The organism is Flaviramulus sp. BrNp1-15 (assembly GCF_022259695.1).
In the GTDB taxonomy this organism is placed as follows: domain Bacteria; phylum Bacteroidota; class Bacteroidia; order Flavobacteriales; family Flavobacteriaceae; genus BrNp1-15.
Map to the genome: position 1 here is coordinate 946574 of NZ_CP092099.1, position 19900 is coordinate 966473.

The 19900-nt window shown below is 33.0% G+C and carries 13 protein-coding genes; 4 read left to right on the forward strand and 9 right to left on the reverse strand.

Annotated elements, in window-relative coordinates; translation table 11 throughout:
• The first annotated feature begins 6 nt into the window (after positions 1 to 6).
• On the forward strand, positions 7 to 732 hold the full coding sequence (locus MBM09_RS04230) for an SDR family oxidoreductase (protein ID WP_238675612.1): 726 nt from the start codon (positions 7 to 9) through the stop codon (positions 730 to 732).
• Here MBM09_RS04230 and MBM09_RS04235 read toward each other — a convergent pair whose 3' ends face one another.
• The 3 genes from MBM09_RS04235 to MBM09_RS04245 all read right to left on the reverse strand — a co-directional run bounded on the left by MBM09_RS04235 (position 733) and on the right by MBM09_RS04245 (position 9110).
• Entirely contained in the window at positions 733 to 2148 is a 1416-nt protein-coding gene (locus tag MBM09_RS04235) for a M64 family metallopeptidase (protein ID WP_238675613.1), read from the reverse strand.
• Positions 2148 to 2654, reverse strand: a complete 507-nt coding sequence (locus MBM09_RS04240) for a hypothetical protein (protein ID WP_238675614.1) — start codon at positions 2652 to 2654, stop codon at positions 2148 to 2150. Before MBM09_RS04240 ends, MBM09_RS04235 begins: the two co-directional genes overlap by 1 nt.
• A gap of 75 nt (positions 2655 to 2729) precedes the next feature.
• A complete protein-coding gene (locus tag MBM09_RS04245) occupies positions 2730 to 9110 on the reverse strand; it encodes an alpha-2-macroglobulin (protein WP_238675615.1) in 6381 nt (2126 codons plus the stop codon).
• A 176-nt stretch (positions 9111 to 9286) separates the two neighbouring features.
• Between MBM09_RS04245 and MBM09_RS04250 the strand changes: the two genes are divergently transcribed.
• Positions 9287 to 10237 (forward strand): lipopolysaccharide assembly protein LapB, encoded by a 951-nt coding sequence (locus tag MBM09_RS04250; protein WP_238675616.1) that lies wholly within the window; start codon positions 9287 to 9289, stop codon positions 10235 to 10237.
• A 185-nt stretch (positions 10238 to 10422) separates the two neighbouring features.
• Positions 10423 to 11778, forward strand: coding sequence for a UDP-N-acetylmuramate--L-alanine ligase (gene murC, locus MBM09_RS04255; protein WP_238675617.1), 1356 nt, complete (start codon positions 10423 to 10425; stop codon positions 11776 to 11778).
• Positions 11779 to 12124: 346 nt separating this feature from the next.
• Here the strand turns inward: murC and MBM09_RS04260 are convergent, their stop codons facing one another.
• The 5 genes from MBM09_RS04260 to MBM09_RS04280 form a co-directional block, all read right to left on the reverse strand.
• Positions 12125 to 14365 (reverse strand): xanthine dehydrogenase family protein molybdopterin-binding subunit, encoded by a 2241-nt coding sequence (locus tag MBM09_RS04260; RefSeq protein ID WP_238675618.1) that lies wholly within the window; start codon positions 14363 to 14365, stop codon positions 12125 to 12127.
• 50 nt (positions 14366 to 14415) lie between these two features.
• On the reverse strand, positions 14416 to 14874 hold the full coding sequence (locus tag MBM09_RS04265; RefSeq protein WP_238675619.1) for a (2Fe-2S)-binding protein: 459 nt from the start codon (positions 14872 to 14874) through the stop codon (positions 14416 to 14418).
• 76 nt (positions 14875 to 14950) lie between these two features.
• A complete protein-coding gene (locus MBM09_RS04270) occupies positions 14951 to 15400 on the reverse strand; it encodes a nuclear transport factor 2 family protein (RefSeq protein WP_238675620.1) in 450 nt (149 codons plus the stop codon).
• A gap of 24 nt (positions 15401 to 15424) precedes the next feature.
• The gene (locus tag MBM09_RS04275) at positions 15425 to 15877 is read right to left on the reverse strand and encodes a nuclear transport factor 2 family protein (protein WP_238675621.1); all 453 of its coding nucleotides are present in this window, start codon (positions 15875 to 15877) and stop codon (positions 15425 to 15427) included.
• A 27-nt stretch (positions 15878 to 15904) separates the two neighbouring features.
• Positions 15905 to 17059 (reverse strand): carboxymuconolactone decarboxylase family protein, encoded by a 1155-nt coding sequence (locus MBM09_RS04280; protein WP_238675622.1) that lies wholly within the window; start codon positions 17057 to 17059, stop codon positions 15905 to 15907.
• 152 nt (positions 17060 to 17211) lie between these two features.
• Here MBM09_RS04280 and MBM09_RS04285 point away from each other — a divergent pair, with 152 nt between their 5' ends.
• A complete protein-coding gene (locus tag MBM09_RS04285) occupies positions 17212 to 18123 on the forward strand; it encodes an AraC family transcriptional regulator (RefSeq protein ID WP_238675623.1) in 912 nt (303 codons plus the stop codon).
• A 13-nt stretch (positions 18124 to 18136) separates the two neighbouring features.
• On the opposite strand, the gene MBM09_RS04290 is transcribed toward MBM09_RS04285, so the two are convergent.
• Positions 18137 to 19630, reverse strand: coding sequence for a family 43 glycosylhydrolase (locus tag MBM09_RS04290; RefSeq protein WP_238675624.1), 1494 nt, complete (start codon positions 19628 to 19630; stop codon positions 18137 to 18139).
• Positions 19631 to 19900: the final 270 nt, after the last annotated feature.

A 19900-nucleotide genomic window follows, 5' to 3' on the forward strand; every position in this document is an offset into this window, starting at 1 on the left:
TATATTTTGAAATCATTAACAGAAAAAGTAGCCTTAATAACAGGAGGCTCAAAAGGAATAGGTTACGGAATTGCAGAAGCATTATTAGCAGAAGGCATTAATGTAGCTATTACAAGCAGGAGCGAAGCATCAGCAAATGAGGCAGCAAATTCATTAAACTCTAATGTTACTACTAGAGCAAAAGCTATTGGAATAGAAGCAGATGTTAGAGATTATAAAAGTCAACATAATGCTGTTAAAACGGTTTTAAATCACTTTAATCAATTAGATATTGTTATTGCAAATGCTGGTATTGGACATTTTGCAAGTATTGAAGATTTAACCATAGAGCAATGGCAAGAAACTATCGATACGAATTTAACCGGTGCTTTTTATTCCATAAAAGCAAGTGTAGATGCTTTAAAGAAAGCCAAAGGCTATTACATAACCATTTCCAGTTTGGCAGGCACCAATTTTTTTGCAAAAGGGTCTGCTTATAACGCAAGTAAGTTTGGTTTAACAGGGTTCACCCAATCTGTAATGCTCGATTTAAGACAAGCAGGTATTAAGGTTAGCACAATTATGCCAGGGTCTGTTGCAACATATTTTAATGGGCATATTCCAAATGATAATGATGTTTGGAAAATTCAAAGTGAGGATATTGGTGAGCTAGTGGTTGATTTGCTTAAAATGAATCCACGAACTTTACCAAGTAAAATTGAAGTCAGACCATCGATGCCACCGAGCAAATAATTAGTTTTTTACTAATCGTTTGCTTGCAATTAATACATTGTTTGTATAGAAATTCGTTAAATAAATACCTTGGCTTAAATTGCTAATATCTAATTCTTGAGTTTCGTAATTAGTAATTATTAATGAGGTAATTTTTTTACCGTCAATACTAACTAGTTCAACTTTTAAGTCGAAATTATTGTTGTTTTCAAACTTAAAATTAACAACATCAGTTGTTGGGTTAGGAAACATGGTTATACTTAAATTGTTGGTAATACTATTTATATCTTCTATACCCAAAGATGAATGATTTATAGTCCAAGTAACGGTATAAAGGTGTATAGTTTCGTGGTTGTCAACTTTTAAATTGTTGGTGTTATCGGTAACAATAGCCGTTAAATTATTTGAGCCTTCAACTAAATCGGTTTCAATAATAGAAATATCATCTACATCATTTGCAAAGTTAGAGGCGTTGAGTGTCCAGACACTTTCTAAGGTGTTTGGTATAGGTTTGATTAAAGTAAGTTGAAAATCAATTGGAAACGTCGGATTATCAACCGTGTTTGAAACTGGAGAATAAGAATCTACAGGAGAAATTAAATCGTGTATTTTTTCAATCATGCCTTCTTTACAGACTGAACAAAATGACACACCTAGATACCTCATTTTACAATTTTGATGTGGTCTGTTCCAAGTAGCAGAGGTTCCAGTAGTTCCGTAGGGAAAGATACCAATACTATTTATACCCATCCAGTTTTTCCATTTTACTGAAGTGGCATTGGTTTCTTGAGTCATGTTAATAGCTTCGGCATAATATGCATCCGGTACGATATATTCGTCTTTTAAATCGAATAAAGAATGCCCTAATTCGTGTATGGCTATTTCGTTAGCACTTAAACCAGTTGATGCCATTGGAAATTCACCACCACTTCCTCCATATTCATTTGAATTTACTAAAATTAAAGCTTGATCGTAATTGGGGAAATTATCAGCTAAGACTGAATATATCTTTGCTTGTGTATTGTTTACAGCGTTTTCATCTATTTCATAATAAAGTAATCTATGATAGCCAAAAGCATCAAAAGAGGCATTAAAATAAGTGTCAACAAAGCCTATTGGAGATGCAGGCTCACTAACATCTATAGCGTTTCCAGGGTGATCTGCTCCACTTTCATTTGAAGGGACTTTTATAATATGAACATTAAAATAATCAGAATATTCAGAAAAAGGTGATTGCGAAAACATGTCATTCACGAAATTTGTGGCATCCGTTTCAAACTTAGTAAATTCGGTACTTTGATACCCTTCGCTTAAAATAACAAGGTTTATTCTTTTATCATTATCACCAGAAGTTTTAATGGTTTCTACATCAAAAACTTGAGCGTAAATCTGGGTTACGTTAATTAATAGTAATATGTAAAAAAGCAAATACTTCATTAATTAACTTTTGTTTGTATTAATGGGTTTAGGTTGTTGTTTTCAGCATCAAAATTACTAATACTAATATATTTTGTTGCAGATAATAATTGTAGCCTTATAGTGAATTGTGTATTCTCTAAATCTATTTGTTTTCGTTGAAAGGATTTTGAATCATCAATATATTCAATATGTTTTTTTAAAGGATTTTTTACTACAAAATGCTGAAGAATATTCGATTTTTTATCTAATTGTGCACAAACTAAATCTCCTAAATCCCCATTTTTTTCTGTATTGATTTCTTTTAGTTTACCATCAGAAACTTTTTTACTTAAAAATTCAATATTTCTAGAATTGTTAGGTGTTTTTTTAATGCTGTAGTTTAAAAAAATGATCTTTGGTGTACTTTCAATGGAAGCTTCGGAAATGCTTGAATTTTTATTAACGCCGCATGACATCAATAATAACACGAAAGTTAATACAGTTATAAGAAAATTTAATTTTTTATGTTTAACACTGTTTTTCAAAACATTAACTGTTAGTAAAAATGGGGTTTTAAGGTTTGCAAAGTTAAGAATTAAAAAGCTACCATAATCTTAAAACTATTCTACATTAATTCTAACACCTTCGCTATGGCTACTAAATTCTGGAGCATACATGCTTTGAATGGTAGTAATACCATTACTCATATTACCTGCATTGTTAACTCGTAAATCGTATTCAAAAACGTAAACTCCTTTTGGTAAATAATCAAAAAAGAAATTTGTACTGGCGTCTTTTGTGCTTTCATAATAGCCTAAACCGTCTTGCCATTTGTATTGCGATAACACATTTACGGGTTCCAAACCAGAAGCTCTCATGTCTTTCATGTGTAGGAATTCCATATTTCTATCACTTCGCAATTCTATTCTAACTCTTACTAAATCGCCAACTTTTAACTTGGTTGAGTTAGTGATTTCACTGATTTCTTCACCTGTATCGGTATTGGTTTTTAAGAATAACTTCTTTTCAAGGTACAAGGACGTTTTTTTGAGATGCCCATTTTCATGAGCATAAATTTTATCTAAATCTTCAAAATACTGCCAGTATAAACTTCCCCATGCAATACCATCACCTTTTTTTGTGAGTTTTACTTCTGCCATTTCTGGTTTAATTTCTGAAGGATTCCATGAGGTTTTATAATAACCTGTTCCAGCTTCAACTTTTACATTTTCTAGTTTGCTTGGTTCAATTTGTTGTCCGCCTAAAAGTACATCAACCATATCTGTTACACTCAACCAATCACTTCCTTGTAGTAATAAAGCGTAAACAGCTTCAGTTGTAGCTTTTGTAGTTTTCCAACGATTTGTTTGTTTATTTTTTAATAACCAAATTTTTAGATTGTCGATAGTTTTGGTGTCATTTTCAATTTCAGAAAAAGCTTCGATTAATAATGCTTGGGTTTCAATTGGTGCTTGATACCAGAACCACGAATTAGTATTTTCTTTCCAATACATGCCTAGTTCTTCTGAAGTTATGCTTGTTTCTTTTAACGATTTCAAAATTTTTGAAGCAGTTTTAGAATCCTTATTTCTATGAGAAACTAAAGCCATTAAACCTTTTGCGTATAACGAACGACTTAACCAATATTTCTGAATTTGAGTCTGGTAATATGTAATAACATCTTGAACTTCTTTAGATTTTTCAATCTCTGGAAAGAAGCTTCGCATGTATAAATAATGCAATTGTGTGTAGCTTAAATGGTCTTTGTTTAAGTCTACTTTAGCATCATATTTTCTTATGTCTTTGTATTCTTTTATAAATTGAGAATCTAAATATTTGATAGCTTTTTCTATCATTTGAGACGTCTCGACTGCGCTCGACGTGACACCAAGTATAGAAAGATGTCCAAAACCAGTAATAATATGTTGAGTGATGTAACGATTTTCTCGTCCGCCATTAAACCAAGACCAAGCTCCTGATTCCATTTGGTTGTTCTCTAATTTTTTGAAAGCCGACTCTAGTTCATTATTCATTTTATTCAAATCGAATAATAAAGCTATACGTTTTTTCTGCTCGGTTTCACTTTGTGCATCACGTAACCAAGGTGTTTCTTGAATAAGAATGGATTTTAATTCTTCATTTTTTTCTAAGTTAGAAATGAGCACATCTTGAGACTTCCATTGATTAAAAACCTCTTGAATTCTTGGGTTAGAATTAGCAATATGACTCGCCAAAGCATTAGCATAGTAGCGACTAAATGTTTGCTCATTACACTCATAAGGGAATTCCATTAAATAAGGTAATGCTTGAACCGCATACCAAGCAGGATTACTGGTTATTTCCAGCGTTAATTTATGATGTTTAAGTGTTGTTGAGGTATTGGTTTTAAGCTTGTCCAGAGTAAATGTTCTGATTTCGTTACTTTTAATCCACATCGGTAAGGTTTCGGTAACTAACATACGGTTGCTTAAAACTGGTAATGCATTTTGTTCACCATCGCTAAAATCTTCTGATTTAGCAATAATTTTATACTGAACTGCATCTACATCTTCAGGAATGCTTAAATTCCAAGAGACTTGGGTGTTGTTTTTTGGTTCAACTAAGAAGGTTTCGACTGCGCTCAACCTGACAAGTTTGTTGGTGATTTCTTCTCCTGTAATAGCATCGGTTAAGATTAAGTACGCATTTCCCGATAATTGCTTTTCTGTTAGGTTTGCAATTTTTGTACTTATTGTAATGTTATCTCCATGGCGAAAAAAACGCGGTGTGTTTGGTATTACCATTAATTCTTTTTGGGTAACTGTTGTTAGTGTTTTGGTTGCACTTTCTAAAGTTTTTGTATGTGCTAATAACTGTAATTTCCATTGTGTTAAAGCTTCTGGTGTTGTAAAGCTAAAACTAACATTGCCTGTTGCATCTGTTTGTAACTGCGGAAAGAAAAATGAAGTTTCTTGGAGGTTTTTACGGATTTGAATGTTGTCGAAGTTTGGTTTTTCTTTATTTATAGTTTCAATAGTCTCTTCATCTAATGCCATTTCTTCTTCAGGAACATCATAAAGCATCAAATTCGCAGTCCCGTTTGTTGCTCTTTTTGAACTATATGTTATTTCACTCTTTTCCCTTTTAATTCCCATTGCAGAAACAACTACTTCATCAAGTTGGGAGCTATCTTCAACTAAAGAGAGACTTAAGGAGTTATTATTGTCCACTTTGTGTTCACTTGATGTATAACCTATGAAACTAAAAGATAGAACATCTCCTTTATCAGCTTCTATGGAAAAGTTTCCGTCAAAATCGGTAGTAGTTCCTCTAGTTGTTCCTTTAATAATTACATTAACTCCAGGTAAAGGATTTCCGTGTGAATCAAAAACAGTCCCTGAAACAAACCCTTTTTTTATTAAATCATCATATTTTGATTCAGTCTTTAATCTTAATGACTTTTTATAATTGTCATAACGCCATTTATTAAAATTGAAACTAAACCCAAACCAATTGAGTTGATCATAATGCTGTTGTGGATAATTTACACGAAATCTATCTTGATATATTCTAAAGCTTCGAGTGCCAAAACTACTATTTGCCCTACTGTAACTATTTGAATAATATGCAGGATGCTCTATAGGGTTAAAACTCCAGCTGTGTGGTATAAATTGGTCTAAAGATGCATCGTACATGCTTGCCAGTAATTCGGCGCTTACTTTTTCACCTTGTGGACCTTTTATTTTAAAACTCCATGTTTCATCGGTTCCTGGTTGTAATTTATCTCTAAAAGTTACAGTTTCAATTTCTAAATTGGTTTTAGGATAAGGTACATTAATAGACAATGTACCTGATTGAAAACTGTTAAAAGCCGCAAAACTATAGTTAACCACAAAACCTCCCAAGTCGTTTTTGGTAACTGGAATACTAATTGTTTTTTTGTTGTTATTGAGTTGTATAATGTCTTTACGGATTGCTTTTTTGTCTTTTTCAATAGATAATGTAATTGCTATATTTTGAGCTGCAGAAGCTAAAGTTATAACAGCATTATCACCAATATTGTAAGATGATTTATCGGTAGTAATGTTAAACAATTGCTTATCGGCAAGCGTTTTATCATTTTCACTAAAAAGGGTTGTTTTTATTTGGTCTTTTACCAATTGTCCAAATTTATCTTTGCTTTCTAGAGTGATGAGATAAATACCAGATTGCCATTTTTTTACTTTACCTAGTGCTAGGTTTTTAGATTTTTCGGTGTTGAAATCTTTTTCTAAAACAAGTTCACCTTTATTCCAGTTTTCAGGATTGTGTTCATCAGAGTAAGCATCATATGGAAATAACTCTTTAAATGCTTCTTTAGATAAATCTTGATAATCTGGTGCCGCCCAAGGTCTAGGTCTTAAAACATAGTTTGGCGCTTTTAATTTATACATTTTAATTGTGCCTTTTGCAGGAACAAATTCACCGTTAAGGTTTTCTGTGGTGATATTGATTTTATGGTCTTTTTTAGTTTTATCCAGAATTCCATCAATACTCATATTCGCCGTTAACGCATGATATCCAACATTTACAATGGTTGTTGCACTTCGGGTTTCTCCATTTAAATCGGTAACATCTGCAGTGATTTCATAATTAAAAATAGGTAAACTACTTTTATTTATACTTTGGTCTGGAATGGCTTTAAAAGTGATTTCAAATTCACCTTTGTCATTTGTTGTAGTCGCACCATGAGTAATTTCCTGAGGTTCGCTATTAAACCAAGGACGATACCAAAAGTACCAACGCGGATATTGTACTTTTCTGTGTACACGATACACCACTTTTGCATCGGTAATGTTACTTCCAGCATAGGCTAAAGCGTTACCTTTTACAGTAACTGAATCGTTAATCTTAAAAGTTTCTGTAACTGGAGTGAATTTGGTTTCAAATTTTGGGCGTTTGTATTCTTCGACAGAGAAATAATGTTCGGTAAATAAATCTTCTTCATCACCATCAAATTCAATATAATATTGTCCGTTTAAGCCATTATTTGGTAATATGAACTCTCCAGCAACAGAACCAAATGCGTTGGTTGTAAACTCTAATTCTGCAATCTCGTCATCATTAGTATTGTAAAGCGTGGCATAAACAGGTTCATTTGCCAAAACTTCGGATTTTCCTCCGCGATAGCTATCGGGATTGGTTTTCATGGCAATGGCTTTAAAATAAACGGTTTGTCCTGGGCGGTAAATGCTTCTGTCAGTAAAAATAAACGCTTTGTAATTAGTGTCTTCTTCTTTTTCTGTTTGGTAGTAGGGGCTTAAATAATAATCTCCAAAATATGCGGTGTCATTTCCATATGTAACTTTGGTTGTAATGTTTCGGTAACGGTCTTTGTTTTTTTTAATTTTTATTTGGCCAAAGGCATCTGTAGTAAAATTTTCTTTGCGTGAATTTTTATTATTGTTTTCGTAGTAACTTAATTCCACTTTAGCATTTTCAATTGGATTTCCATTATTTCTGTTAATGATTTGAAAGATTTTATGCTCTGGGGTTTCGGTTTCAACTAAAGCTAGATTTGTAACTTGTATAGTAGCAAAAGCGAAATTTTCTTCATCTAAATGAGACACAATTAAATACCTACCATTGTTAAGTTTTGGTAAAATTACCTCGGTAGTATGGGTTTGATAATCCCCTTCATTTTTTAAGTTACTTTCCCAAGTTTCAGAAGTTTTTAATTTTTTTATAAAAGCTAATTGCTCTTCTTTTCTGTAAATTTTATTAAACTTTTCATAGTCTTTTTCCAAAAGTTTATAAGTATGAAACTGTAGTGCATTTAAGTTTTTGTAGCGCACTAATAAGCGAGCATTTTTTTGTATAGGTAGAAAATCTTCGGTAGTAATTTGCAGTATTTGTTGCTCAATTTGAGATTTTAAAACCTTGCATTTTTCTGCACCTTTACTTTTAGAATATGTTTTAATTACCGCGTTACAAATGCCAACGGCTTCTTTAGCTTTCCAGCGGAAATCCTCATTGGTTTTGGGTTGATACTGATTGCTTTGTTGATAGTAAACAGAAGCAATTTCAAAATCGTATAAACCAGAAATTTCATGGGTTTTTAAATGTTCACTTTCTGTTTTTAAGGCGTTTAGTAGAAGTCTTTCTTTATCATTAAAAGTTGCATGTTGATTCACGAATTTTAAACGCTCAATATTAACATCTGCTAAAGCAAAAGGTTTATCATCTTTTAAGTGAAATTGAATTAAATTCTGATAAATTTTAAGTGCATGTAACTGAAGCGCGGTTGAGTCTTTTGACTCTATTTTTAACGTAGAAAATGTTTTAGCATCACTTAAATAATCTGGATTATCCAGTTCAAATTTATAAGCAGGTTTTGTAATGTGTGTTTCGTTAGTTTTATAAAATTCTAAAGCGTTATGACTTATAAAATCGAATAAGGTAGGTCTGTATATTTTAGAATCTTTTTGAAGGTTAAGTAACGCATCAAAATCACTTAAATCTTCTTGTTGAAGCATTAAACCATTTAGTAGTGAGTTTTGATAATGTAGATTAATTTCATTAAAAAGCGTTTGCAAATCCCAAGTTCTAAAATCTTCAACCTGTCCTGAGCTTGTCGAAGGGTCTACTTTTTCTGAAGTTTTTGTTCGGTTATAAAACTTCCATCGATTTTGATTAAAATATTGCCAGTATAAATTAGCAAGAATACTTTCTAATACATTTTTAGTTGGGAATTCACTAAGTTCAATTTGCTTTTTAAAATCGTTTATAATATTCAATTGAGCATCCTCCTGTAAAACCAATGCAAATTTGCTTTTAAAAAGCATGGTTTTTATAAGCTGCGGATGATTATTGTCCTTAGTAGCTTTTTGAGCTATATCTTCAACAATTTTGAGTGCCGAAGCTGGTAAACCTTCAATTTCAAGTTGCTCAACTTTAGTCCATAAATCGTCGTAATTAGTGGTTTGAGCATTAGAAAAATTGGCAAAAAGTATAATCATTAGTATAGAAAATATCTGTTTCATTGCTGTTGTTTTGTATCTAAAATATTTTCAAAAGCCATTCCAAAAAACAATAACTTAGTGAATGGTTTCGTTGGTTGAGTGAAGTTAGCCATTTTTTAAGTTAAAGCGAAACCCAAATTACTAAATTTAGGATTTGATAAATGAAAGATTAACTTTGTGTTTTCGACCCAAACCTTATGAAAAAGTTTTTATTTCTATTTCTGTGCCCATTGCTTTTATTCAGTCAATCAAGTCTGGATGAAGTAGAAAGTCTTTTTAAAAACAAACAGTTTAAAAAAGCAGAAAATGTTATCATTAATTACTTAAAAACTTACCAAAACAACCTTAAAGCCATAGAGTTGTTAGGCGATGCTTATGGGCACCAAAAAAAATGGGATGAAGCCATAGCAAATTACAAGAAATTAGTAGAAGCAAATCAACAAAACGCTAATTATCATTATAAATATGGCGGAGCTTTGGGTATGAAAGCTTTAGAAAACAAGTTTAAAGCCATTGGGTTAATAGGCGATATTAAAAGTTCTTTTTTAAAAGCAGCCGATTTAGACCAAAACCACATAGAAGCACGATGGGCGTTGGTAGAGCTTTACATGCAACTTCCTGGAATTTTTGGAGGCAGTAAAAGCAAATCGCTACATTTTGCGCAAGAGTTAGAAAACCTCTCAAAAGTAGATGGTTATTTAGCAAAAGGCTATGTTTATGAGTATGATAAACAGCCCGAATTAGCCGAAAAATATTATAAAATGGCTATAAAAGAAGGTGGTTCACTAGTCTGTTTCGATAAGTTAACAAAACTCTATGAAACCGAAAAAGAGCCTCAAAAAGCCATTAAAAATATAGAAGAAGCTCAAGAAAAACATCAACGAAATGCGTTACATTATCAAATAGGTAAAGTCGCTGCAGAATATAATGTAGAGTTACAAAAAGGCGAGCAATGTTTGCAAACGTATTTAAAAAATCATTCACCCGAAGATGGTGTTCCAAAGGCTTGGGCGCATTACCGTTTGGCTCAAATTCATATGCATCAAAAAAACAAAACCGAAGCTTTAAAATATATTAATTTAGCCATTGCCGAACTCCCAAAAATAAAGCCTTTTAAACAAGAAAAAGAAAAAATTCTTAACATGTAATATTTGGGCGTTACCACGCTTTGGCGTGGTCGGGCTTTTCATTACAATCTTTTGCAAAAAGCAAAAGGATTTTCATTGCAATCCCTAACGCAGTTCAGTAATCCATTTACATTTCAGTTTTCAAATAAAAACATTCGTGTATTCGTGGCAAATAAAGTATATTTGAAAGCATTCAAAAACAACAAATGAACGTACATTTTATAGCTATAGGTGGCGCTGCAATGCACAATTTAGCGTTGGCATTACACAACAAAGGATATCAGGTAACAGGAAGTGACGATACAATTTTCGACCCTTCAAAATCAAGATTAAAAGCCAAAGGCTTATTACCAGAAACGTTTGGTTGGTTTCCAGAAAAAATCACTTCAAACTTAGATGCTGTGGTTTTAGGGATGCATGCTAAAGCCGATAATCCAGAGTTGCTAAAAGCTCAAGAATTAGGCTTAAAAATTTACAGTTATCCTGAGTTTTTGTACGAACAGAGTAAACACAAAACAAGAGTTGTAATAGGCGGAAGTCATGGTAAAACTACTATAACTTCTATGATTTTGCATGTTATGCATTATCATGATAGAGATGTAGATTATATGGTTGGCGCACAACTAGAGGGTTTTGATGTTATGGTGAAGCTTACCGAAAACAATGATTTTATAGTGCTTGAAGGCGATGAGTATTTAAGCTCACCAATAGATAGACGTCCAAAATTTCATTTATATAAACCCAATATTGCTTTACTAAGTGGTATTGCTTGGGATCATATTAACGTGTTTCCAACTTACGATAATTACGTAGAACAGTTTAAAATATTTGTAGATTCTATTGTAAATGGAGGTAGTATAAATTACAACGAAGAAGACCCAGAAGTAAAACGTGTTGTTGAAGCCAGCGAAAATACTATTAGAAAAATAGCATATCAAACACCAGAATACACTGTTGAAAACGGACAAACATTTCTTGAAACTCCAGAAGGATTATTACCAATAGAAGTTTTTGGAGCACATAATTTAAATAATCTTGCAGGAGCCAAATGGATTTGCCAGCATATGGGCATTGATGAAGACGATTTTTATGAAGCCATTGCAACTTTTAAAGGTGCAAGCAAGCGTTTAGAAAAAATCGCTGAAAGTAAAAACAGTGTGGCTTACAAAGACTTTGCACATTCACCAAGTAAGGTGGAAGCAACAACTAAAGCGGTTAAAGAACAATACCAAAACAGAACTTTGGTGGCATGTTTAGAACTGCACACTTACAGCAGTTTAAACGCGGAGTTTTTAAAAGAGTACAAAGGTGCTTTGGATGCTGCCGATGTTGCAGTAGTATTCTACTCACCACATGCTGTAGAAATAAAAAAGTTAGAAGAAGTTACACACGAACAAATAGCCAATGCGTTTGAGCGTGACGATTTAATTATTTACACAAATCCAGACGATTTTAAAGACTTTTTATTCTCTCAAAGTTTTGATAACAAAGCACTTTTATTAATGAGTTCAGGTAACTACGGCGGGTTGGATTTTGATGCGGTTAAGGATTTGATAAAATAGATGTTTAAATCTATCCAAAACTATAAACCAACGAAATATTCCATACATAATCATCAGAAACAATATCTGAATTTAATTTCTTGTTCAATATGTATTGTAAAGTAAACGTAAAATCTTTTTTGGGAGTTTTAAATTGAACTGAGCTTATTGATCGTCTAATGAAAAAGTGGGTACTAATGAAATGCCATAGTTGGTAACTTTAATATAGCCTTAAATTTTATCAATAATATATTGATGTTTCTTGAGCATTAGATACCATGGGTGCAATATAAAAATTGCAAAAAAAATCTTCTTACCTTATGTAAGTTTAAATTGTTTTTTTTTAACCGATTTTGGAACTTATAAATCAAACATCTTCAGAGAATGGTTGATTATAATGACGTTTTCCTGTAGTCTTATATAGGGCATTTGCTAAAGCACCAAAGGTAGGAGGGAATGGTGGTTCCCCTAATCCTGTTGGGTTGATATCATTTTCTACAAAATGAACTTCAATAGATTCGGGAGCCTCACTATGACGAATCATACGATAGTTATTAAAATTTGATTTTTGTGGCTCGCCATTGCTAAACGTTAGTTTTCCATAAAGTGCATTGCCAATTCCATCCACTATGGCACCTTCTGCCATATTTTTTGCAGCATCTGGGTTTACAACAATGCCACAATCAATGGCACAATATACTTTCAGTACCTTAGGTTTACCATTTTTTATTACCATATCCATTACTTGTGCAGCATAACTGTTATGGCAAAAATATGCGGAGATACCTCTGTTTACATTTTCTTGGTTTAAATTCCAGTTAGATTTTTCCCTAACTAATTTTAAAACTCCAGCATATCTCTCAGGGTCATAATCATTATTTTCGCCAACAGGGGTATTCTTTGCGCGTTGCAGTAATTCCAATCTAAAATTTATTGGGTCTTTTCCTGCCAATTCTGCGACTTCATCTAAGAAAGATTGTTCTGCACAAGCCATAAAGTTAGAACGAGGGGCTCTAAAAGCTCCTGTAGATATATTCGAATCGATTGACCACTCTTCGGCTAAATAATTATCAATAGCTCCAGCTGGAAATCGATTTGCAAACAAAGGACTTTCAGGAATACCACCAGCTTTTACATGTAATGCTGTTAAGTTATTATTTTCATCTAGTGCTGCCTTATATGTAACTTGATATGTTGGTCTATAGATACCCTGTGTCATATCATCCTCACGGGAATAAATTAATTTTACAGGAGATTTAATCTTTTGAGAAATTAAAGCAGCTTCAACAACATAATGTGCGTAAGCTTTACGCCCAAAACCACCTCCCATTCTAGGTATTTCCATTTCTATGTTTTCTTCTGGAATGCCCAAACTACTGGCTAAGGCTGGAATTATTAATGAGGGAATTTGAAGTGGTGCTAATATTTTAGCGTGGTTTTCCCCAACGTCCGCAAATGCATTTAATGTTTCCATCGAGTTGTGCGCTAAGTAGGGTGCTGTATAACTTCTCTCCAATATTTTAGAGGCTTTGTTAAAAGCATTTTCAGGGTTACCATCTTTCCTTACTACATTGGCTGATTTACTTGCAAATTCTCGAATACGTGTATTATGGCTATCTGTAGATTCTAAACCAGCAGGAGTGTTTTTAGTTATGTTTCTACCAAATCTATTTATTGTTTTAGTTTTTGCAGCTATGGGTTTCCAAACTACTCTCAATTCTTTTTTGGCTTGCATTACCTCCCATGTAGAATTTCCTATAATAGCAACAATTTCAGGGAAAGCGTTCTCATCGAAATAACCTTTAGAAAAATCATCTTTATAAGTTTTTATGGTTAAAACATCTTTTATCCCAGGCATTGCTTTGGCAATAGAACTATCTACAGATTCTAAAGTCATTCCAAACGCAGGAGGATGTGCTATCATGGCAATTAGCATACCATCTTTTTGATAATCAGACCCAAAAATGGGTTTGCCCGTAACAATGTTTTCAACATCAACATTTTTTTTCGATTTACCTATAATGTTGAAGTCTTTGATGTTTTTTAACTCCACTTCCTCTGGTATTTCAATTGTAGAAGCAGCCGAAGCCATTTCTCCATAACCGGCACTCTTGCCACTTGTATTATGTTTTAAAATTCCATTTTCTGTTGTAATCTCTTCTAAAGGCACTTCCCATGCATTTGCTGCAGCTTTTTTTAACATGTGTTTTGCTGTTGCTCCAGCCATTCTAAGTGGTTCCCATCTTGACCGTATACCTTGACTACCTCCAGTAAATTGAAAACCATACTTTGTTTGATGAAAGGGTGCTTGCTCAACAATTACGTTTTTCCAATCCATATCTAGTTCTTCAGCAATTAGCATTGGCATAGAAGTTCTAACATTTTGACCAAATTCAGGGTTTGGTGTGTAAATAGTTGCTAAACCATTATCTCCAATTTTTAAATAGGAATTTATTTCGAACCATTCTTTGGGCATGGCTAAAATTTCTTTCTCCGTCTTGGATTGACAGGATGTAAGCCAGTTGAAACCTATTATCAATCCTCCACCAGCCAGTGCGGTGGATTTTAAAAATGATCGTCTTCCAATGGATGTTTTTATAGTAGCCATTTTTATGTGTTTTAGAGTTTAGATGGATTTTGAGATATAAATCACCCTAATTATGATGATTTCGCTGCAGTTTTAATCGCTGCTTTTATTCTTGTATAAGTTCCACATCGGCATATGTTGCCATGCATTGCTGCTTCAATTTCATCATCACTAGGATTAGTGTTGTTTTTTAAAAAAGCACTGGCAGTCATTATTTGACCTGATTGACAATAACCGCACTGTGGGACATCATGTTCAATCCAAGCTTTTTGTATGGGGTGGTCGCCATTTTCTGACAATCCTTCTATGGTTGTAATTTTTTGGTTACCTACCATAGAAACAGTTACTTGACAGGAGCGAACCGCTATTCCTTCCAAATGAATTGTGCAAGCTCCACACATAGCTATACCGCAACCGTATTTTGTGCCATTAAGTTTAAGATGGTCTCTCAATACCCAAAGTATGGGTGTACTGGGGTCAACTTCTATTTCGTTTTGTTTGCCGTTAATGTTTAGTAGATATTTAGCCATGATAAATAAATATTAAGTACTTTGTTAAATTACAATTTTTTTGATAAAATAAATAACAAGATTTAGCTTGTCTAGCTTAATTATTACCATTAGGTGTAAGTAATTTGGTAAATGAAAGCGAACCCAATTTCCAACTGTCATTACAATTTACATAAATTTCTGTAACCATAAATGGGTTTTTTACCTCGTTGCCACCAACTTCAGCGAGTAAAGTAATTCTGTTCAACAAAATTGCTGTATTATCAATTACCTCTACTGACACTTCATGAATTTCGGCTTTTTTATACCAAATGCCGCCACTTTGTATAATATTAAGTTCCCGTTCTTTTCCCCAACTTCCGCCCATGTGCACAAAAACCGATTTTTCATGGAAAAAGGTTTCCAAAATATCTACTTTTTTTTCTGACATCCAATCCCATTTGTTTTTTGATAATTGGATGATTTCTTTTTGAAGTTCTGTGGTTTGTGCAAAAGTTAAAGGAACTACTATTAAAAATAGTACAAAGCCTATTATTATTGATTTCATCTATATGGTTTTTATTAAGTAGAATTACTTTTCAATAATGTGTGTGTCTCTCACACTACTAAATGTTAGATCTAGCAATTTCCAATTAGCATTATCCTTTTTATAAACCTCGGTTACGGTAAACTCAGTCGATACATCATTTCCACGAACATGGGCTAGTAAGGTAATGCGGTTCCAAAGTATGGCTGTATCCCCAAATACCTCTACGCTTACCTCATGAACATCGGCTTTTTTATACCAAATGCTTCCAGTTTCAATAATCTCAAGTTCTCTTTCTTTTTTCCAAGTTCCGCTCATGTGAACAAACTTTGATTTATTATCAAATAGTGTAGTAAGCTTATCAACATTTTTATCTGCCATCCATTGCCATTTATTTTTAGAAAGCTCAATTATTTCTTGTTCTACCGTAGCTGTTTGGGCGTAAGACCATGTGGTACAAAGGACAATTAAACTGAGTTTGATAATTAGATTTTTCATTTTGTTTATTATTTAAAAATTATATTTTTATTGTTTGTTGTATTCTTCTTCGGTAACAGGGTTAAGCCATTCAGTAGGCCCGCTAACTCTACTTGTAATAGCAATTTGGATAAATTCTGAATTAGGACTTGCACCATGCCAATGTGGAACATTCGCAGGACATTTAACCACATCACCTTTGTGAATTGTTTTTTTAGGACTGCCTTTTTCTTGATAATAGCCTTCACCATCAAGAACTAAAATAATTTGTCCATTTGGGTGCAAATGCCAATTGGTCCTGGCGTTAGGTTCAAAAGTAACACTACCCACAGCATTTTTGTTGATGCTATCAGCTTGAATCAAAACTGTTAAATAGGCGTTACCTGTAAAATTAGTATTTGTTATTTTTTTGCCTTTTGGAAAAATGAGTTTTGAAGTTGTTGCTTTCATAGGTTCATTTTCTGTTATTTCAGTATTGGAAAGCGTATTAGTTTCAAGTAATTCATCTAAAACCTGTTTTGCAGCAGTTATTTTTCTAGTGTCAACATGTATTTCTATCACTTGTAATAATTCTTGAAGTTGATTGGAGGTAATTCCTTGAAGCATGCAAATATTCATATGGCTTTTCAGCATTGGCTCTAAATCACCCAATGTTATCAAAACCGTAACAGTAACCAATTCCCGTTGTTTGTAGTTTAAGATGTCACGCTCAAAAATATCTGCAAAGAGATGTTCTTTTAAAAACACTTCTAGAATAGGTGAAAATTCAGCATAATCTGCTTTTGGGCCATTTATGGGTCTATTTACAAGCTTTTCCAAGATTTCTTTACCACGATCGTATTTAGAACGATTGTCTAAAACGGTTGATGCCTCTTTGCCTAATGTGTCGGTTATCCCTTTCGCTTTTCTTTCTTCAAGTACAGATTTGAAAGTTCGCAACCCAAGAATGCTACGTGGGAAGCCACTGTAAGCATATAAATGCACCATGACTTCTTTTATTTCGTTCACAGTTAAACCAGCTTCTAAACCATAGGTTAAAGCACCTTTAAGATTTTCCAAATCGCCTTTTGCTGTTAATGAAGCAATGGCTACAATTGCTTTTTCCTTCTTATTTAAATTTTTTTCGATAGAATTATTTTGAGCATTGAGTTCACAGTTTTGAGTTACTATAAATAAGGAAAGAAATATTGTTAGATATTTCATGATGAACAAAAGTGTTTTAACAAAAATGAAGATTTATACTGATAATTCGAGTATACAAATTACGGATTATATTACCATTATTACGGATATTATAATATATGTAAAAAAACTGTGTGGTTTTATGGTATATTTAATCAAAATTCAATAGCGCAATGGAAAATATCCTGTACATCAATTCTGTTTCAGATTATTGCAAACTAAGAAACTATGAAGTGCTTCACCCTTTGGTTTGTATTGTTGATTTTGATAAAGTAAGTAAAGAACATTACTCCCCAGGAAGTTACAATGCATTTCATTACAAATGCTATGCTGTTTTTTTAAAGGATACCAAGGGTTGCAAATTGCGTTATGGGGGCAAACCTTATGATTATGATGAAGGCACGCTGGTTTTTATGGCTCCAAATCAAACGGTTGAATTGGGCGGTTACGAACCCGATTATGTTCCAAAAGGTTACGCATTGTTATTTCACCCCGATTTGTTGTTGAGAACGGATTTAGGGAATAAGATTTTAAGCTATGGATTTTTCTCATATTTGTCAAATGAATCTTTGCACTTATCCACTCGAGAGCGGCAAATAATTCTGAGCTTGTTTGAGAAAATTCAGTTTGAATTAGAACAGAATCTTGATAAACACAGTAAAAAATTAATCGTTTCAAATATCGAACTGTTTTTAAACTATTGCGATCGTTTTTATGATAGGCAGTTTATTACCAGAGAGGTTGCAAATCAAGGAATTTTAGAAAAATTTGAAACCGAGTTGAATACCTTTTTTTCTTCCGATGCACCAGAAACCGTAGGGATTCCTTCTGTAGCTTATTTTGCAGACAAGTTTCATTTGTCACCAAATTATTTTGGAGATGTTATTAAAAAAGAAACGGGTAAATCGGCACAGGAATACATTCAAAATAAAATTATTGATGTTGCCAAAAACAAACTTTTTATTCCAGATAAATCTATAAACGAAATTGCTTTTGAATTAGGGTTTAAATACCCGCAGCACTTTATTAGGTTGTTTAAAAATAGAGTAGGGCATACACCAAATGCCTTTAGAAGTTTGAATTAATAGAAAGATGCTATTACAAATTCTCGTAAATAAAATTTTTAAATTTTACCTTACCATCTCCATAAGAAGCCAAACCAAGTCTCAGGCTTAAGAAACCGTTTAAAGCATTATGATGAAAAGCAGTTACATCTAAAGAACTTTCAATTTTTTTCCAATGTTCACCATCAAGACTGTAAAACATATCTACAATGTTGTTAGTATTTTTTATCTTTAAAAACACATGTTTATCAATAACATTTTCTTCTGTAGTAAATTGCCAACCTCTTAAGTTAGCTAAAATATCAGTACTATTTGCCAATATACCAGAGTAAGCGCGCTCATCATAAAACAATATAAATCCTGCAGTAGCATCGCCTTCAATAATCGCTTCAATTTGCGCGGTATAAGAATGATTTGAAGGAACAACTAAAAGAGGTAAGCTTTCTGCAACGGAGTTTCCTTTGGCTTGTATTTCTAATGTATTATTGGCAATATTGACGCGATTCTCATCAAACGCTTTAAAGAAGTGCCATTGTGGTTTTAAGGTATTCCCATCAAAATGATCACTTAAAGAAAAGTTTTTAGAAAAAGAAGACATTTGAGGTGTTCCCTGAATATCAAAATCATCAGGTAATTTAAACCAACCATCTTCAGTCCATTCAATAGGAGCTAAAAGGCTTTGTCTTCCCATATTATAATGATCTTTTTCATAGGCATGTAAAATCATGTTCCAGTTATTCGTCTTGTCTTCAAAAATTGTAGCATGACCTAAAGAGCACCATCTTGAATTGAAGTTTTCTGTACGAATAATTGGGTTGTATGGTGAGTTTTCCCAAGGTCCAAGTGCAGATTTTGATCGCGCTGATATAACCATATGCCCTGTAGCTGGTCCTGCAGTACCGCCTTCAGCAACGGTTAAATAATAGTAATCGCCTTTTTTAAAAAGTTTAGGACCTTCCAAACAAAAACATTCAATACTCCATGCTTCGGGTATTGGCCACCCAGAATAAGAAGGTTGAAGCTCTCCAGTTACTGTTAACCCATCCTTGGATAAGGGTACATAGCCACCATTACTAAAATATAAATATCTATTTCCAGAATCGTCTACAACATGTCCTGGATCTATATTTCCAATTTCTAAGTCAATTGGGTCAGACCAATCACCATCAATAGCATCTGCTAGAATAACATAATTAGTACCATTAGCAGGAAAATAAATATAGTATTTGTTGTCATACTTTATTAAGTCTGGTGCATATACAGATCCTACATATTTTTTAAGGGTATTTTTTACAGGTTTCCAATTAACCAAATCTTTAGAGTGCCAAATGGTTAAACCAGGGTAATATTCAAATGAAGAATGTACTACATAATAATCATCGTTATCTACTAATATACTTGGGTCTGGATAATCACCAGCAAAAATAGGGTTATTAAAATGGGAATTTAAAACTGATTTTTTGTTCTTGTTATCTTGACAAGATATAACCAAGCTTAAAAAAAGTATTCCGAAGATAAGATCTTTCATGATTAAAAATTTCTCATAAAAGTAATGGTTTTGTTTGAAGTGCTAAGGCCCTCTTTTGGATTAATAGACATGAATATACTTTCAAAATGAAATTTTATAATATTTTTTCACATTGTAGTTTTAGCGATTATAGTACACAAATAGTATAAAACACATGAAATATTAACATAAAAATTGAAATAAATGTTAAAAAAGTATACGCAATCGGTTGCATATATCATATTTTTCTTATAATTTGCATACAAGATTAAACTAAACTAAATAACCAAA

Bases quoted from the DNA above. Each gene is read 5' to 3' on its own strand.
- MBM09_RS04235 (WP_238675613.1), bottom strand. From the start codon at position 2,148: ATGAAGTATTTGCTTTTTTACATATTACTATTAATTAACGTAACCCAG.
- MBM09_RS04245 (WP_238675615.1), bottom strand. From the start codon at position 9,110: ATGAAACAGATATTTTCTATACTAATGATTATACTTTTTGCCAATTTT.
- MBM09_RS04250 (WP_238675616.1), top strand. From the start codon at position 9,287: ATGAAAAAGTTTTTATTTCTATTTCTGTGCCCATTGCTTTTATTCAGT.
- murC (WP_238675617.1), top strand. From the start codon at position 10,423: ATGAACGTACATTTTATAGCTATAGGTGGCGCTGCAATGCACAATTTA.
- MBM09_RS04260 (WP_238675618.1), bottom strand. From the start codon at position 14,365: ATGGCTACTATAAAAACATCCATTGGAAGACGATCATTTTTAAAATCC.
- MBM09_RS04265 (WP_238675619.1), bottom strand. From the start codon at position 14,874: ATGGCTAAATATCTACTAAACATTAACGGCAAACAAAACGAAATAGAA.
- MBM09_RS04270 (WP_238675620.1), bottom strand. From the start codon at position 15,400: ATGAAATCAATAATAATAGGCTTTGTACTATTTTTAATAGTAGTTCCT.
- MBM09_RS04275 (WP_238675621.1), bottom strand. From the start codon at position 15,877: ATGAAAAATCTAATTATCAAACTCAGTTTAATTGTCCTTTGTACCACA.
- MBM09_RS04280 (WP_238675622.1), bottom strand. From the start codon at position 17,059: ATGAAATATCTAACAATATTTCTTTCCTTATTTATAGTAACTCAAAAC.
- MBM09_RS04285 (WP_238675623.1), top strand. From the start codon at position 17,212: ATGGAAAATATCCTGTACATCAATTCTGTTTCAGATTATTGCAAACTA.
- MBM09_RS04290 (WP_238675624.1), bottom strand. From the start codon at position 19,630: ATGAAAGATCTTATCTTCGGAATACTTTTTTTAAGCTTGGTTATATCT.